General features: G+C 40.7%; 14 protein-coding genes. All 14 read right to left on the minus strand.

Annotated features, from left to right (window positions below; translation table 11 throughout):
• The coding region (locus BHV72_RS02090; protein ID WP_353744882.1) for a TlpA family protein disulfide reductase at positions 1-328 on the minus strand (328 nt) is incomplete at its 3' end.
• Positions 325-948: a hypothetical protein gene (locus tag BHV72_RS02095; RefSeq protein WP_122134828.1), complete on the minus strand. Its 624-nt coding sequence runs from the start codon at positions 946-948 to the stop codon at positions 325-327. The genes BHV72_RS02095 and BHV72_RS02090, both read right to left, overlap by 4 nt.
• Positions 949-1,013: 65 nt before the next feature.
• Positions 1,014-1,421 (minus strand): hypothetical protein, encoded by a 408-nt coding sequence (locus BHV72_RS02100; protein ID WP_286853997.1) that lies wholly within the window; start codon positions 1,419-1,421, stop codon positions 1,014-1,016.
• A 776-nt stretch (positions 1,422-2,197) separates the two neighbouring features.
• A complete protein-coding gene (locus tag BHV72_RS02105; protein ID WP_022042512.1) occupies positions 2,198-2,476 on the minus strand; it encodes a hypothetical protein in 279 nt (92 codons plus the stop codon).
• 180 nt (positions 2,477-2,656) lie between these two features.
• Positions 2,657-2,800 carry a hypothetical protein gene (locus BHV72_RS02110; RefSeq protein ID WP_286854001.1) on the minus strand — a complete coding sequence of 48 codons (144 nt, stop codon included), beginning with the start codon at positions 2,798-2,800 and terminating at the stop codon, positions 2,657-2,659.
• 175 nt (positions 2,801-2,975) lie between these two features.
• The gene (locus BHV72_RS02115) at positions 2,976-3,296 is read right to left on the minus strand and encodes a hypothetical protein (RefSeq protein WP_286854004.1); all 321 of its coding nucleotides are present in this window, start codon (positions 3,294-3,296) and stop codon (positions 2,976-2,978) included.
• A complete protein-coding gene (locus BHV72_RS02120) occupies positions 3,287-4,075 on the minus strand; it encodes a carboxypeptidase-like regulatory domain-containing protein (protein WP_286854006.1) in 789 nt (262 codons plus the stop codon). The genes BHV72_RS02115 and BHV72_RS02120 overlap by 10 nt, the downstream gene beginning before the upstream one ends.
• Positions 4,076-4,139: 64 nt before the next feature.
• On the minus strand, positions 4,140-4,514 hold the full coding sequence (locus BHV72_RS02125; protein ID WP_122264513.1) for a hypothetical protein: 375 nt from the start codon (positions 4,512-4,514) through the stop codon (positions 4,140-4,142).
• A 77-nt stretch (positions 4,515-4,591) separates the two neighbouring features.
• Positions 4,592-7,540: a glycoside hydrolase family 88/105 protein gene (locus tag BHV72_RS02130; protein WP_286854012.1), complete on the minus strand. Its 2,949-nt coding sequence runs from the start codon at positions 7,538-7,540 to the stop codon at positions 4,592-4,594.
• 137 nt (positions 7,541-7,677) lie between these two features.
• A complete protein-coding gene (locus tag BHV72_RS02135) occupies positions 7,678-11,547 on the minus strand; it encodes a TIM-barrel domain-containing protein (protein ID WP_122264511.1) in 3,870 nt (1,289 codons plus the stop codon).
• Positions 11,548-11,664: 117 nt separating this feature from the next.
• Positions 11,665-12,435 carry a glycoside hydrolase family 35 protein gene (locus BHV72_RS02140; protein ID WP_122139607.1) on the minus strand — a complete coding sequence of 257 codons (771 nt, stop codon included), beginning with the start codon at positions 12,433-12,435 and terminating at the stop codon, positions 11,665-11,667.
• A 2-nt stretch (positions 12,436-12,437) separates the two neighbouring features.
• The gene (locus BHV72_RS02145; RefSeq protein ID WP_122139606.1) at positions 12,438-15,161 is read right to left on the minus strand and encodes a DUF8487 domain-containing protein; all 2,724 of its coding nucleotides are present in this window, start codon (positions 15,159-15,161) and stop codon (positions 12,438-12,440) included.
• Positions 15,162-15,342: 181 nt separating this feature from the next.
• The gene (locus BHV72_RS02150; protein WP_122139605.1) at positions 15,343-16,494 is read right to left on the minus strand and encodes a discoidin domain-containing protein; all 1,152 of its coding nucleotides are present in this window, start codon (positions 16,492-16,494) and stop codon (positions 15,343-15,345) included.
• Positions 16,495-16,534: 40 nt separating this feature from the next.
• On the minus strand, positions 16,535-16,961 hold a 427-nt coding region (locus BHV72_RS02155; protein WP_286854018.1), incomplete at its 5' end, for a M60 family metallopeptidase.

Here is a 16,961-nt window from a genome sequence, read left to right on the forward strand (position 1 = left end):
AAAATGGAATAGCATCACAATTGTATAGGTACGACAGGTTATTCTCCTTTTCATCTTTCTCATTCGTCTCAGAACTTAAAATTTGTGGCCAAACATTCAAATTATTTTTTCTTATGGCCTCAGACCAACTATCCTTGACTCTATCCAATGATATACCAATAATAGTCAATCCTTTCTCATTGTATTTCTTATATACTTCTTTCATTTTAGGAATCTCTTTCAAACAAGGCATACACCAACTTGCCCAAAAATCTATATATACCGCTTTACCTTCATACTTTTGCAGAACATCTTTCAGTGATAATTTACTTTCAGTATTATATTCTATCTCAAATAAGTGTTCTCCAGAATATTTTCAAGAATTTGCCGATCCAATAAAGTATAAAACATTTTCGCTTTCTCGATATACCTCAAACAAACCTCATTTTGTGTATATTGAGAAGCTTTCTCTATTGCATTTAACAACTGTTCACTATATGATGTACTATTCTTGGAAGCAAAAAGCCCAATCATAGCACTCATCAGATAAGCTCTCTCATCTCCTTCAAAATCATTGATAATATGATTATAAACCAAATCAAAGTTATTATAAATATCCTCAGTATAATTATATATGTACAAGTACCATAATGCAGTGATATATAACCTTGATAAGCTATTAGTAACACGCAAATCTTCATCAAAATAACCCTCAGGTATATCTTTTCTCAATATTTGCTTGTTTACCATAGGGAAATAGAGATCATAGATATATCTGTTATTTATAGACGCTTTGGCACAATCATAGAATTCGTCAGAAACCAGATATCGACGACTATAATTTTCTAAGAAATTCAACTGATCATCTCTATATTTTTTAGCAGATTGTTTATGAAGTAATATATCTTCGCCTTTTCGATAAAGTTTTGGCCAGTTTCGTACTGCTCTTTCTTTTTGAAGTATTCTCATGTTTTTCTATTTTAAGATTAAGAAATGAACGGGCTGACTGAAAGAACTATTTATACTTACATTCTTTACAAATATCTACAAAAAGAAAGCCTTCTTTTCATTCTTTTAGTCAGTCTGTAAGGTAACACAATATCCGAATCCAAATGATAAGTCATCCAAAGGTCAAATATATCTTTCAATTCGTCAGAAAACATCCAAGGATAATTGACTTCACTTTCATAGCCCCACACCACCCAAATCTGGTGTTCAGGCTTTTCAAGATCGTCTTCTAATTCACGATATAAAAAAAGAAGGCTCAACATCACAACATCGGCAACCGACATTTTATCCCGATCATATGTGATATGTATATTGCCAGGTAAAATTTGCGACAGTTCATCCATTCTCTGTTGATCGTAAATAAAGAATTTTATACGGCGTATTTTCGTCCAAAATAAAATCAGCATGTCATTTTGTATTTCATAATATTTCATCTAACTTGTGTTCCAAAGTTACGAAGATACCAACTAACATCCAAAAATTACGGTAGACATTTTTCAACTTTTTTATCACTAATAACTAAACACTTACACTAATTTTCCAATAAAAAAATGGACAAGAAAAAAGTAACCATCAAAAAAGACCATTACCAAATTTGAACCAGAAAAGAAAAAACAAAATCATTTCTCATATTCTCATAAAAAGGAGTACTTGCCTGATAATTAGATATATAATTATGAGAATTAAAATATTTACATGCATTTCTCATAGCTTTATCAAGAAAAAACGCTTAAAACAATGCATTTCTCATACTATATATTGGCATTTCTCATACTGCATATTATGCTTGTCTTTGTTTCAAGAGACTAATATATGGGAGGCAATATAACCGTAGTTTGTATGTTGAGTCGATAGACTACATATCTTTCGCAACCGGCATTGCTGCATTTTTCTGCCTTCATTTCTATCGTTCCACTCTAGTGAACAGGCCTATGCACTCGAGTAGACATAACCATTCACTCCAGTACACAAGCCTGTTCACTAGAGTGGAACGATTAATATTTCTTATTGAAAATCAATTGATTGCATTAGGATTATCTTTGATTGTCAGTTAGTTATAGCGGAGATGAACAATAGTTTTGCTACAGTTTATTAAGTGTTGACGATTAGATGATGAGAATAACATTCCTGATGTATGAGAAATGATTTGCTTTTTTCAGGTTCTTCTGTTGGGAGCTGGAACGAGTGGAGATAGTATAAGTCTGAAAACTCATTCAATTCGTATCATAAGTACCTTCCAAACATATTTCATCTTTAGCATCCATGATTGAACATAGTTTTGAGGTTTCAATATCAACAGATAATCATAAAATGGAAGTAAATATTCATAGTGTGTTACCGCTTTACGATAATGGTTAATTACTTCCTCCCGTGTATAGAGGATTCCATAATTGCGGGCGACATTTGCATTCCTATGTTCCGTCAGACGATAATATGATATACGGGAAATAACCTTCAGGAGAGATAAAACGTTCAAGGATATATCCATAACATTGCATCCTTTTCAGTGCCTTTTCATACAAAGGGAGGTAAGAGGGACTAAGAAACTCCGCTAACGTCTCCAGACATTCTACATACATAGGGTGTTTGGGGAGTTAAAGGAATCCATAATTTCTCCATGTAATGACACCACTTGTACAAACACCGTTTTTAGCACAAAGCTTTGTATTTACTTCCAAAACTCCTCCGGCACATCCCCCCCCGAAGAACAAGTATCATCTACACTACCTCCAATGATTTTAGAAAACTGGTCCATGCTAAGAGTTTGTTTATCACTAACCTCAGCAAGATTAATTTTCTTTATATTCTTCATTTTTGATCATTTTAATAATTTAAGATTATAACTATTCTCAATAACTACCATTATTAAACGGCCTAAATCATTTAAATCCACGCTTTTATTATTTTTTCGTTACATATAAATACGATATTCTCAGCATCTTCCCCAAGCCGGCGAAACTCTGAATCCGATGAATGGACCTCCATTATTAAAATACCGCACTCTCTCCTCCACTATTTTCAATACGTTGACTAGCACTTTTACGCTGATGACCGAACTTAAACTTCCATGCTGCTCTAAGCATAATTTGATTCTTCGTATCAGATACATAATGGCGCATATCACTTACAACATAAGGATTCATACTCTTCTCCCAAAAAGCATACGAATTACCCAAACGCCATTTCATAAGACCTGAAAAATTCCAGTTTTTCCATACGTACATTATTCCGGACGTAACTTCCCAACTGTTATAATATATCTTCTCATCACTAAATACATCTGCCCGCTTACCAAACGCTAAAGCCACCGCAAAAAAGAGAACTCGGATTTCGAATGATACAATTTCAGATTGGCAAGCCCATTCCCATTCGGGGACATTGCTGAATGCGAAGCATCAACTCTGCCCGAACCGCCAAATCCCTGACGTTTCACATACAAGTCGATGACAGCTTCCACCTTTCCGTAACGCATAGAAGGCATGTCGTGATATTCCACCCGCCTCACCATTTTAGGGTCTATCTGCTTCAAATCATTCAAATCAGCCGGTCCACCATTAACACGCAATTTGACAGTACCACCAAGCACACCACTGATCGTACCCTCAACTTTACCTACCACTATTCCATGTAATTGCAGTTTGTCTACAAGATCTATCCCATCTATCGCCGTCTCCTTCTCTTGTTTACCGGGATAAATAATCTGACGGTCAAACTCCATCACAACGCGTTGTGCAGTAACTGTGGTTTCATCAAGAGCTACCGTCTGCTCCTCCAATACTATTGGCAGGTCCTTTATATGCTCCTGAAAATTATGAATACGTATATGTGTACCCACATAGCCCACGCAGGAAGCGTACAGCCTGTAACTACCATGAGGAATCTTAGATAATTCGAACCGACCTTTCACGTCAGTTGTAGCAGCTTTTACGATTTTAGTACTGTCGCCCGCATCATACAAGATGACATTCGCATACTCAACAGGGATTGTTTTGACATCCGTCACTATACCTTTTATAGAAGAAGTCTGGGCTTGGGCGAACATCCCAACTAACAGAGAAATTAAAATTAAACATCGTGTTCTATTCATAAGCATATTTTCTTTTAGATTCAAATGTTCCACGTCTGTGTTCATTGCTCTCAAAATATGATCTTTATATCGCATTAACAACGTCTTTAAAAGACATACCGTGTGGAATCTTTAGTTTAGCTCTCAAACGCTGCTTACGTTTACTCAGGCTTTGTAATGAAATACCAAAGAAAATAGATTGGTTTTTATGTTTTACTCCTATATAACAGAAATAACAAAGAGCAATTTCCTCTTCAGATAGACAATCATGTTTAGCCAACCATATTTTTAAAGCATTTCCATAAAGGATATCCATAAGGGCAAATAACTGCTTCCATTCTTCAGTTATCAATTTGTGGCAAAGAGTAACAGGAGATAGAATAGTATGCATCAATATATTAATTGATTTCTGATATTTGAAGAACTCTTCATTATCCAAACAACTAGTTCTCAATTCCATATACAAAATTAGTATTCATACGCTTCCTCCTTGTTTAATCATAAGATATAGCGGTGTTTTTCATAGTATCTTCATTATCACAATTGTTTTGTACGCATCGTCAACCGGATATATCCGTCCTTCGACTGCTCCTTCAGTGAAATACCGATACGTGTATAGGCCGGAGAGTTCACCTCAATCGTTTCAGAAGTAAACGCGACTTTGCCAGACGCTTCAATCGTAACGGTCATCTGTTCTGTGCCGGTAGTAAGCAAGAGATGTGTATCATCAATAATTTTCCAGTTGGCTTGTGTTGTTATGGCTGTTTCGAACCGGATAGGTACATTGGCCGTAAATTCGTCACCCACAGTAAAGCTACCTTTCCCTTGACGGTCATAGACGAAAGTGCGAACCAACTTATCCAGACTGGGGGTGGAATAAGCCGAAGTATAGTCAATACAAAGCAAATCTTTTACGTCCGTAAATTCTTTCTTGAGTACAATGGCGCTCGCTTTGGCACCGGAGGACTGTGTTTTTCCGTCTACTACCGGAACTGGATGACCGAAGGAACCTTTGATCTTATACTTCTCGGGAGCTTCCGCACTAAAATAATCACCCGGATAAGAGAAAGGACCGCCTTGATCGCCGACCATAGTGCACTTTCCTAGAGCGACGGCATAAGAGCCGATGTCATTATGGTTATGATTTTCGGCATTATTACCCCCTTTGGCCGAGACAGCCAACGTACACGAGCTGCCCTTGGCAGGACGTGCAACCAAGATTCCTGCCTTTTCATAATACGCCCGCAAAGAATCGGAACCTTCCTGCAATGCCTGACGAATGCCGTCTGTCATTTCCATTTTCCATACCTGATGAGGGAACAGCTCTATGAGATAAAGAGAGAAATTATTGCCGGAAGGGAGAATATATTTTTCTTCCGCAGAGGTGATACCAAGCGCACGGTCACAGTAATCGAGGATGAACTTATCAGGCGATAAACCGATACGGCAGTCGGAATAAGCAGGACATACGCCTTCATTCATCTGTATCTTCCTGCCATATTGAGCAATATGCACAAATTTAGGTTCACGGAAGAAATCTATCTTGCCTTGCGTGGCACGGCATACTTCCTCACGCAGCAAGATATATGCACGGAAACCATAATTATAGTAGCCGACCCCTTCACTGCAATAACCGTCATCGGCATATCCTTTCATACCGTATACATTATATTTCTCGGCTGCGGCAACAAAATAAGCGCGTTCCTCCTTATCCGCCAGCAAAGTGAGGGCAGCACCCGTGACACCTGCCAAACAAACCGAGTTCCAGTTATTTGTAACCGTAAACCACCAGAAAGGCTTTGTCTCTTCCAGGCAACGGTATACAGGACGAAATACTTTCTCGCGGAAAGCACACTGCACGCGGGCCTTTACTTCCGGTGACAAACGGTCGTCGAGCATAGCAACACACTGCGCAATTCCGTTTCCGGCAGTGGCAACTACCAAATCGACATAATAATCTGTTCCATGATAATTATTCAGATTGCGGTCGTGAGCCGGAATCGACCAGGAGTTCTGGTTGCAGAGAGCAACCAGAGCCTTTTCAATAGCAGGAATGTAACGTCTTTTATTCTCCATACATTCAGCCAATGTCAACCGAAACAGATAATGGTAACGGGCATTTATCATATTTTCGCCCGGCAGGCGGACATTGGTTTTGTTCAGATGCAGATACAAGGAGTCAACAAAAGGAGGCATCCCCTTTTTCAGCAATGCAGGTGCTTCTTCTGTCAGCAGTTTTTCTGCCTTGCTACTCTCTTTTACTTTGTTCCAGAAGGTGCGGTCTTTATAAGAAACGCCTATTCCTTCCGGTTTATCGGGCAACATTGCAGCAATCTCACGGATACGGCTTTGGGAAATATTCGCATGCTGCCTCGGAGTGTCCTGTGCCATACGGTAAACTTCCGTCCCTGCCATCAGGAAAGCTCCCGGACCGTAGACTTCTGTCATATCGGGAGTCACCTTTTTCGGATCAGCGCCGATAGGTTGCACATATCCCAGTTTACCGTCTTCTCCCACAGCCGACACTAATGCTTGCCAGCCTTTCTCCACCACAGGCATGAATTCTTCTTTTGGCAAAAGTCCTTCGTTTATCCCATAAGCCAGCGCATACACGAAAAAACCGCTGCAACTCGTTTCGGGCGACGGATAAGAAGCCGGGTCAAGCAGACTCGCATGCCAGAAGCCGTCCTTATTCTGCAAAGGAGCAATCCGGCGGCATAGCTTTTGGAACAAGTCCTGATAGAACGGACGGTATTTGCTCTTGGCAGGAAGTTCACGTAAAAGCTCAACGAGCCCTCCGAGTACCCAGCCATTGCCACGCCCCCAGAACACTTTCGCGCCATTCGCCTCCTTCATCGTAAAGTAACGGTGGTCACGATAGAAAAGATTGTCTTCTTTATCAAACAGATAATTGTAAGTAGCTTTATATTCCTTATCCATGAAACGGATGAACTTCTTGTCACCCGTGATATTGTAGAGTTTCATGTAAACAGGAGGTGCCATGAACAGTGCGTCACACCAAGTCCAGTGTTCCAAGGTGGTTGCATCGCCATAGTCCAACTCGAACGAACCGGAAGGAGGATTGGCAATCACCCATTCGGCACGTGCCTGTGTCGGGACAAGCATACTTTTTCTTTTGTACTTTTCATACATATACAAATACATCTGCGAGACACAGATATCGTCAGCATGATACATCCGTTGATTTACCTGCCAGTAATTGCGGTTCCCCAGCCGCAACAGCCATTTGTAGTATGAATCATCTTTATCCGCCTGTTCGGCTATTGCAGCCCAGTGGACAAGTCCCAGATAGAAAGTGGCATTTACCCAATTGAGATCACCGTAAATAGCCTTGTTGTAATGAGCAATCTGCCAGTCGGCCACCCGCCGCATCGACTGCTTCACTTCTGTTTTAACAAATGTCTGCGCAACTGTAGTACACAAATAGCCCATGCATAGGGCAAGGGTTAAAAGTAATTTCTTCATAATACTATAATTTTGTTTAAGACAAAGATACCGGGCTTTATGGACTTAATAGAGTCATATTTTCCGTTTAAGCTGCTCTTATCTTCCATAAAGAAAGAAAAAAGCAGCTTTTTGAACAACTCTACTAACTAACCCAATTACTGAACACCCGATCTACGAGTATTCAATCTCTTATCTACTAACAAGCCGTCAATGATCTTCAACCCGAATTTCACTTGACGTTTTGCCTTAAACTTCAAAAGAAATAAGTCAACGGTTCCTTCAAGCGTCTTCTTATTTCCTACATTGACAAAGGTAGGATACAAGGCTTTTGAACCATTGGAATGGAGACGGTCGTAAGTCAGATTCTCCATTGCATTCATGTGTTGCAACTCCACGCCGACAAACTCATAATCCTGTTGATTGTAAGGTAAAGCAAAACTGAATGCGTTGACTGCACGCAGATCAACACCTTTTACCTGAATTTCAATAATCTCATCTTTGTCATATACTTGTTTCGAGGTGCTTATCTCAATCGTACCGTCCACCTTTTCCGTACCACGGTTATCAACACCGCCTTCAAGCTGCGTGGCGACCACCGAAATATCATAAGCGTCAATCAGACCGTTCTTATTGATATCACCATTGCTGATGTATCCTTCAAAATCGGAATCGCCCTTTCTCAGTCCTGTATAGTTGGTATAAGATGTCAGGTCATTGCCGTCAATCTTACCGTCGACGTTAATGTCTCCTTGAAGATAGCTTTCCGTTCCGGGCACCTTGAATACATAGATTTCCTTACCGGAGCCGTAGTTGCCGACTGCTTCTGTAACGGATAGTTTGATATAGCGGGCAGTAGGATGTTGGGTGAAATTGAATACCTTCACCTCATCGTCACGCTGCCATTCAAATGTTCCGGCTTCCGTCCACTGTTCTTTGTTCATACTATAAGAAACGGTTCCTTTCAGCAATGTTCCGTTACCGGCGTTTGTACGTGGCAGGTAGTGGAATTTATCCAGTTGGTTGACAGTCACCAGGTCCATAACCAGTTCGAACGGAACGGCTTTTTCCCCGTATTTCGAGTGCCAGATATCTCCGGACTCTACAAAGTCGAACAGACGTTTCACGCCTACTCTTCCTTGCGAAGCGGCCGTACATTCGCCCCTGATACCACGGATAGCAAATTCAAGCGGATCGGACTTGGTCGCAGCACCGAACTCTGTCCAGGCGGAAGCTCCGTCTTTATTGACAGCACGTATTTTAAATGAGTAGGGCGTTTCGGGAGTCAGGTCTCCAAACAGTAGTTCCGTATCCTTTATCGTAGTATATAGCATATTCATAAAGTCAATCTCATAGAAATCGGCATTGGCCACTTTATCCCATGTCGGTTTCAAGGTATAGGCTTCCGTATTGTCGGCAGTAACCCGGGCAACAGGAGCTGCCAGAGTTCCGGAAGTGATCCGATAGCGGTCTTCGGGAACAAAACGGAATCCCTCAATGCGCAATGTCGTAGTATTGGCCGTAATATCGGTGGCACCCAATTTCACCAAAAGTTGCGGGTTCTTGGTGATAACGGTCTTTTCAAACTCGCTTCCCTTAGTCGCAAACCGATTCAGATCGGGAGCCTCATCGTAGAAGAAGACGTTTTCACCCTTTGCAAATTCATCTTTCGAAGCGGCCTTTGTCAGTTTCACTTTTTTCTTTCCCACTTGTGCCGTCACTTTTTTCGGCAGAGAAGTGACATTGATTCTGAACTCTGTAACCTTTTCTTTCACAAAGCCCGTAAAATCACCCTTTGCCGGATGAATGGTCACAGTAACGTCATTCTTGCTGCCAACCTCGGACTCAATATTGGTTGTTACTCCTTTACCCCGTTTGTATTCTTCGGATACACCGTCGTCGTCATATTCGGTAAAAGAACTCTTGCCGTACGGGTAAAGCTCATAGATACGGATTCCTTTATCAATCTCATTTACATTATTATTAGGATTCGTCAGCGGAATAATCGCTCCGTTCTTCACGAATACGGGAAGCTTCCAGAGAGGAGCTGCAAAATTGTTGAGTATGCGGTTCCCGTCGTATTTTTCGCCCGTAAAATAATCAATCCATACACCTTCGGGCAAGTAAATGCCGTTACGGATATCATTTCCCTGCTCGTCAGCTTTGGTTGCCTGATAGATAGGAGCAACCAGAAAATAAGGCCCGTACAGATATTGGTACTGTGTAGCCGTACCTTGAGTATAGGCATTCGGGTATTCCAGAAACATCGCTCTTATCATCGGCATACCGTCTACGGCTTCCTTAGCGATACTGTAAGCATAAGGCATCAGTTCCGACTTCAGTTTCAGATACCAGCGGTTAATGGAGGTTGCCGGTTCTCCCAAGGCGTGCGGGTATTTCTCATTCGCTCCCCAACCATCCATGTTCAGTTCCATTGGAGTAAACGTTTTCCATTGGAAATCACGGGTATTCACCTGCACATTCCTGCCACCGAAAATACCGTCCATGTCAGAAGTGATATTCGGCTGACCGGAGAGTCCCGAGCCGATATAGGTCGGGATGTGGAAACGGATATATTCCCATACGCCTCCCGTCTGGTCACCCGACCAGATGCCCGCATAGCGTTGTGTGCCCGCCCAGCCGTCAAGGGAGATGATAAACGGTCTGGCGTCACTTCCATAGTAAGGCATTATATGTCCGACGTCGGCTACTCCGTTCAATCCGAAAGAATAGCCGGCACCGACCCAGGCTACATCCGTTTTCAACACGCGTACTCCGGCATCCCTTACTTCTTTCACAATATCTCTCTGCAGCAAAGCGCTCACTCCTTCCTTAGGGTGCAGGTCAGACTGTGTCCACAGGCCGATTTCCACTCCGTTCTGACGGGCATAATCACCCAGACTTTTCAGATTTTGTATATTACCGTCCAATGTTTCCGTCTGTCCGTAGCCGGCTCCATAGCCGTCGTTCGGAAGCAGCCAGCCCAACGGCATGTCATGGTTCTTATAACGGTCGATTACCGCACGTGCAGAGAACTGATAATTGTTCTTCTCGCCGTTCAACGATTCTTTGATTCCGCCATTGTCCTTCTGGCTCTCTTTATATCGCTTTCCGTCTTCAAACAGAATGCCTTTCTCGTTTTCTGTCCAATAGTCACGGTTATAAGCGTTCAGATGTCCCTGATAGAAACCGAATTTAGGTAACAACACGGGATTTCCTGTCAGTTGGTAGAAGTCATTCAACAGAGCCACCGCACCGTCATTAATCATGTAGAACACATCCAGATAGTCTGATTCGTGAGACAATTTCACCTTTCCCTCTTCGGATGCTCCGAAGTCGTACTTCCCTTTTTTGAAGGTATACCACATCATACCGTAGCCGTTGGTAGACCAGTAGTAAGGGGTAGGAGAGGCGACTCCCCCGTCTGTCCAACTGTTCTGGTTCTCGATAGAAATCACCTTACCCTTATGGGAGAACCGACCGTTCTGAACACCGCCACCGTAGAAGTATTCCTGCGGATTCTCTTTCAATGTCAGGGTTACTTTCCCTTTCTCAAAAAGAGGCGCTTCCAGTTCTTCCACTACAACAGTGTTGGTTGCCAGATTAGTTACCTTAAGCAAGGATGTCTTTTTATCCAGCCGGACTTTTATCTTTCCGGTAGTGAGGAAAACAAAATCTGTATTCTCTTCCAAATCCAGCTTTGAAACCGCCTTTCTGGGATTGTCGACTAATATCTGCGCCGCCGGCTTTGCTTGAGGATCCCGGATCACGCTTCCTGAGTTGTCCTGAAATACACGGAAGATATTTTCTCCGTAGAAGTCCAGTGTCATACGCTGGCTATTGGGGAATAGTATTTCAACGGTGGTGGGGTTTATCTTTTTGGCACCGACAATGGGAGACAACACTTCTGTCTCTATCGCATTATTATATAACCTAGCCTGTATTAATGAAGGAGGTAACATCACAGATAGCCCCAATACAAACAAAAGTGATTTCTTCCATCTACTTGTTGTAGTTAGATTTCTCATATATTTTACAAATTAATGAATAATGTGAATCAGTTGCTAAAAATCAGTTGCTATATGCAACTAACAACAGTCACAAACCTAATAATTAAATTTTCTTTCTATTATACTCTTATTTTATTAATCAAATATAGCTTTCTCAGATAGACGTACCACCTGCCTACAATTATTCTTCAATTCAAATACGACTACCCGGTTAATACCTTTAGCTAGTATAGCAGCTGGTACCGGAATAGTCCGCTGAGAAATATTCTCCCAAAAAGAACCTATATACTGCCCGTTTATCCAGACTTCTCCCATTCCCCAGCCCGAAGTATCTAAAAAGATATCTGTCGGAGTTTCTATCTCAAAAGTACCGCGATAGAAGCAAGGAGACTGTTTTGTTTGACAAGGGGTAAACTGGAGTTCTTCCACGTCACAGTCACGTATCAGGAGAGGTGTCATTTTCCAGTTCTCTATTTCAACATCTTCTAAAGTGATACTCCCGAAAAGTCCCTTGGAATTGTCCAATATCTCAGGTCCATAAGTAATACGCCCTATATTCTCTGCATAAAGTTGCAGATGATGTGTACCCGTAGAAACAGTCAGCTTAATATTCTTCTGATTATCAGTGATCCAGCCTTGTAATCTTCCATCAACATAGACTGAGGCATAGTCCCGAATATTCTCTACCGCCAATATTGGAGCCACACCCTCCACAGTAATCTCCGCCTCATATAAAGCATAGCCGAACTCAATGCCCAATTCATTCATCGGCAGCAATCCCTCTGATTCCTGAACATCACCATACACTTGCTCTAAAGCCGCGACTTCCTGCATCGGAATCTCCTGTGCAGATAAAGTCAGTAAGGACAGGCAAAATAAACAACATATAAATAATTCTCTTCGCATAACTATTTTATTAAAAAGGATTGAATAAACTCTTCTTTTACAGTTGCTCGGGGAGCAAATTGGCCACTCTTCACATATTGATCAATACTCTTCAGCAATTGTTGAGTAGCAGGACGTTTATCCAGGTCTTTCCGAGTATCAACAGCCAATACCAACAGTTTACCATTGTTTACCCTAGCCTCAAAGCCAATCCCTAGTTTCTGATTGGTTTCATAGCTATCTATTACCTGGATAAACGGACGAAGTTCTTGCGGAGTATCCGTCATATCAATCACTTTTGCATTCGTCAGAATATCCCACCACTGCCAATCAAGATGCTTTTCAGTGATGAAGTCTGCAAACATGGGCTGATCGGCATGAATAAGACAACCCAGTGTCGTTGGTGCCCATTTGAACATAATCGGATTCCAAAAATGATTGTGAAATACAGACTTACGCCCTTTCACTTTGTTCGGCTTCGGACAAAGAACAACTTTTTTCCCTTCTTGGAGATATTGTTTCGCTTTCGCATCATAGGTTGTTGTATATAATACATCAGGCGTTGTCTGCATCAAATCTTTATGATGGGGATAGACCCATATATCCCAACTATTATGAACTTTGTCACCAACGGACAGATGTATGGTTAATTTCTGCGGAGCAGTCACCGAATTCAACATATACTGAAACGTTCCAAGTGGAAAGACACCATAGTTTCCTATTCTTTGTGTCTTCAGTCTACCGGATTTCAGAACTCTGCCGGAAGCATCGGTAATCCACCACTTAGCTTTTGCACTTTTCAAGATAGAGGGACTATAATTATACACTTCTGCCTTCCCTTCAAAAGTTTCATCACAATAATAGGCTCGTTTAGGAAAACGTAGTAAAGCAACAGTGGGTGCACAAAACTCACGGAATTTTTCAGGAGTAATCAAACCTTTAGACTCCCAAAACGGGTCGAGAATACCAACCGGAGCATATCCCTGTCCTGTAAAATCATTCAAGGCCAGAAGTTGAAAACCGGATTTAAGAGAAGTACGAAGTTCAGCTTCAATAACATCTTTATATTCCAGTACAGTCTGAGCCCCTGATACACGGAAGAAATCATCTGCTTGATCCAACATACCGTTTGCCGCCAATGATTCACGGAAAACTTCAAAGTTTCGAGCTTGAACCGGACCGGTAAAATTTGGAATCTCCTTGAAGTTAGGATATATGCAACGCTGTCCCGACTCATGAGAGATCACAGGCACATCAATGCCCAATTCTTTATTTTTATCCCAATCAGTATATGGCCGTCCTTCGTATATAGCCATATGTCCTTTAGGCGTTTGATGAGTGATGTAAAATTGGTCAGACTTCACACGTGTACGGGCTGTCGAACCACTAAATAGCCTGCGTTTGTCACTGACCCTCCCATAATGGGTTAGTTCTTCTATAAAATCAAAATTACCGGTTATCTCATTACCATTACAGTAAAGAACAAAAGAGGGGTGATTACCATATTCTTTCAAGATAGCTTTTTGTTCACGACGGAAAAAGTCATAACGTTTCTCATCCGGTTCGGCATCCTTTCCCCACATCGGCATTTCCACTTCCAGATAAATTCCTAGTTTATCCGCTGTCCGAAATGCCGCAGCAGGTGGACACCAGGAATGGAAACGCATATGGTTCATCCCATAATCTTTCAGAATCGTTAATATACGTTCCCACGAAGCATCATCCACTGGAGCATAACCTGTTTTAGGAAATACTGCATTTTCTACTGTTCCACGCAAATGTACCCGATGACCATTAATCAGAATATTGTCTCTATCTGCCTTTATTTCACGCATTCCGAAGGTAGCGGACTGTGTATGTTGATAGTTTGTACTACCCGTAGTCGTTGCCAGATCACATTGCAACGTATAGAGATTAGGAGTAAACTCATCCCACAACCGAATATCTTTACCTAACGCTATGATATCTTCTACGTAAAATACTGAATCATTCCCAGAAACCATTGTCTCTCTAGTCTGCTTATATTGTTCGCCGGAAATTGTAAAAAATGCCCTCCCTGTAACGAGTTTATGAGTGTGATTCAATATCTTCACCCTGACTTTGACTGAATGCTCCGATACATTCGGATACAGTTGCATATCCTCAATATATACAGGATCAAGAGCTACCAGTTTCATTTCCCCCAAAATCCCATTCCAGTTTATTTGAGTATATTCCGAATGAGCATGATCCCATTTATGGGTATTGTATTGATAACGATTATCAACGCATACAGTAATAAGATGCGTCTTACCCGGTTTCACGAAATCTGTCAGTTCGTGATTGTGGGGAACACTGATATAGTCTATTTTACTGACTTCCTTTGTGTCTACATAAATAGAACTCAACCAGTGTACGCGTTCGAAAGATATAAAAATACGTTTGCCTTTCCACTCTTTTGGAATAGTTATTTCACGTTGATACCAAGCCGGCCCCATATACTCATACACACGAGTCAAACGGTCAATGTGACGATAAGGAGATTTATAACCAATTTTATAGTCATCCGTAATCCCTGGTAGAAGGATGCTCTCCTGCAAGCGATGCATATAACGAATATCCAAAGAACCGCGTCGAAAATCCATCAGGTCAGTTTGAAATCCCCATTGACCAGACAGATCTATTTCTTGCGTCTGTGCCTTCAATAAAGATAACTGGGTTATCAATACAAATACAATAAGAATGGATTTAATAAACTTTTTTCTCATACAGTCTTGTATTAAAACATCATATATCAACAATTTATTTTCTACATAGAATAATTAATGATATTATTACTTTACTCTTATAAAGAAATAAAAAGAGAGCACTTCAAAAAGTATGAAGCCTGTTAAGCAACTACTTTAGAAAGTGCCCTCTGTGTATAAGGACCTATTTCAAACTGTCGGATTAGAGTTCACGACCAAGTCCAAATTCGGCAACCTGCAATGTTCCACCACTAGTTGAACCGGTTACTAGATCACTCCACTTCACAAACTGTACTTTAACATATCTATAAGTAGATTCCGGAATAGCAATTACAATCTCATCCGTATTATTTTCATAAGGTATATCAATATCGGATTTTATTTCAATAAAATTCTTACCGTCATTGCTTCCGTACATCGAGATTCCCCATGCTCGCAAATAATTGTACCCATTAGTAGATCTATGCATCCATGTAAAATAATTAAAAGTTTGTTCCGCTCCCATATCAACAACAAAATAAAGAGGTTCGTTTATACCCGCAGCCGTATAGTCGCTTCCATAACTCTTACCAGGTTTCACCAATGAGAGATAAGTCGTCGTTTTATTATCAAAAAGATGTTCAGGATTACCCGTAGTTCCATCTGTCACATAATTATTTCCATTTTTATAAGTAATGGAAGTAGAAACTGTCCAAGAATCACGATTTAACCTAATATTACCAATGATATTCAATGTTATAACATCCGTTACTCCACTCTCATCAACTGCAGCAACATTAATTTTTGCTTCACCTGCAGCAACTCCTTTAACCACACCTGACTCTGAAAGTTCAACGAATGCTTCACTACCTTCTGCAAGAGTAAAGGCCAGGTTTTGATAACTTGCATTAGTTGGTAATACTTTTACTACCGTATTCAGATCCAACGTCTCATTTATATTAATAGATTCTGGCATAGCACTTTTATCAATACTTTCAACCAGTACCGTCGGAGCCTTCCCTTGTTCTACAACAAGTTCCACTTGATGACTTTCATCATAAATCAAAGACATCTTAGCTGTACGCCCATTTATATTCTCCGACAAATCTACATCTATCATTATCTTACTATCCTTGATATAGCCTAAGCACCAACTTTCATGATTTATAATATATACCACACTCGCATCAAGCCCTTTGGCCAACGTATAGTCGCATGTCAAACTTCCTCCTTCATAACCAATAGTCATTGGATCTGTTGACACAGTTATCCAGTTATCTGGAACGACAACTGTTTCTTCGTCATCACAGGCAGCAACAAAAAATCCTGCAAACAACAATAATATCACTGATAATATATTATTTATATTCTTCATATTCTTAAATTTTAATTATTATAGATCATTTATTATTCAATCATTTATAATCATCCAAATTGATTTCCGTTATCTGATGAACGTTTGGATGTGGCATTTCATACCCCCTTCCGTTAATTTCCTCCTTCAACAGCCTAATCTGTTCTTCTGTGATTTCGAATGCTTTATTTCCATAATCATTCAGTGTAGTTTTAACCGGATATAAGAATCCCCACTTCTCAAAGAAATCGAGCATATTCAATCCTGAAATGTCACATACCTGACGTACAAAATCCAGCTGGTTCATACCTTGATTCTCACCCTTGTCACTCGGACTCTCATGAGTACGAAAATATTCATATAATTTATGATAAAAATCAGTTTTTCCTAATACATCTATCATGTACAGTTTGAGCTGCCAAAATGGTACAAGTTGAGTTTCACGAGTAATATTTGCAATACCAGGAAGACAATGAGGACGTTTACCA

Source organism: Bacteroides sp. 43_46, assembly GCF_001915455.1.
Classification (GTDB): Bacteria; Bacteroidota; Bacteroidia; order Bacteroidales; family Bacteroidaceae; genus Bacteroides; species Bacteroides caccae.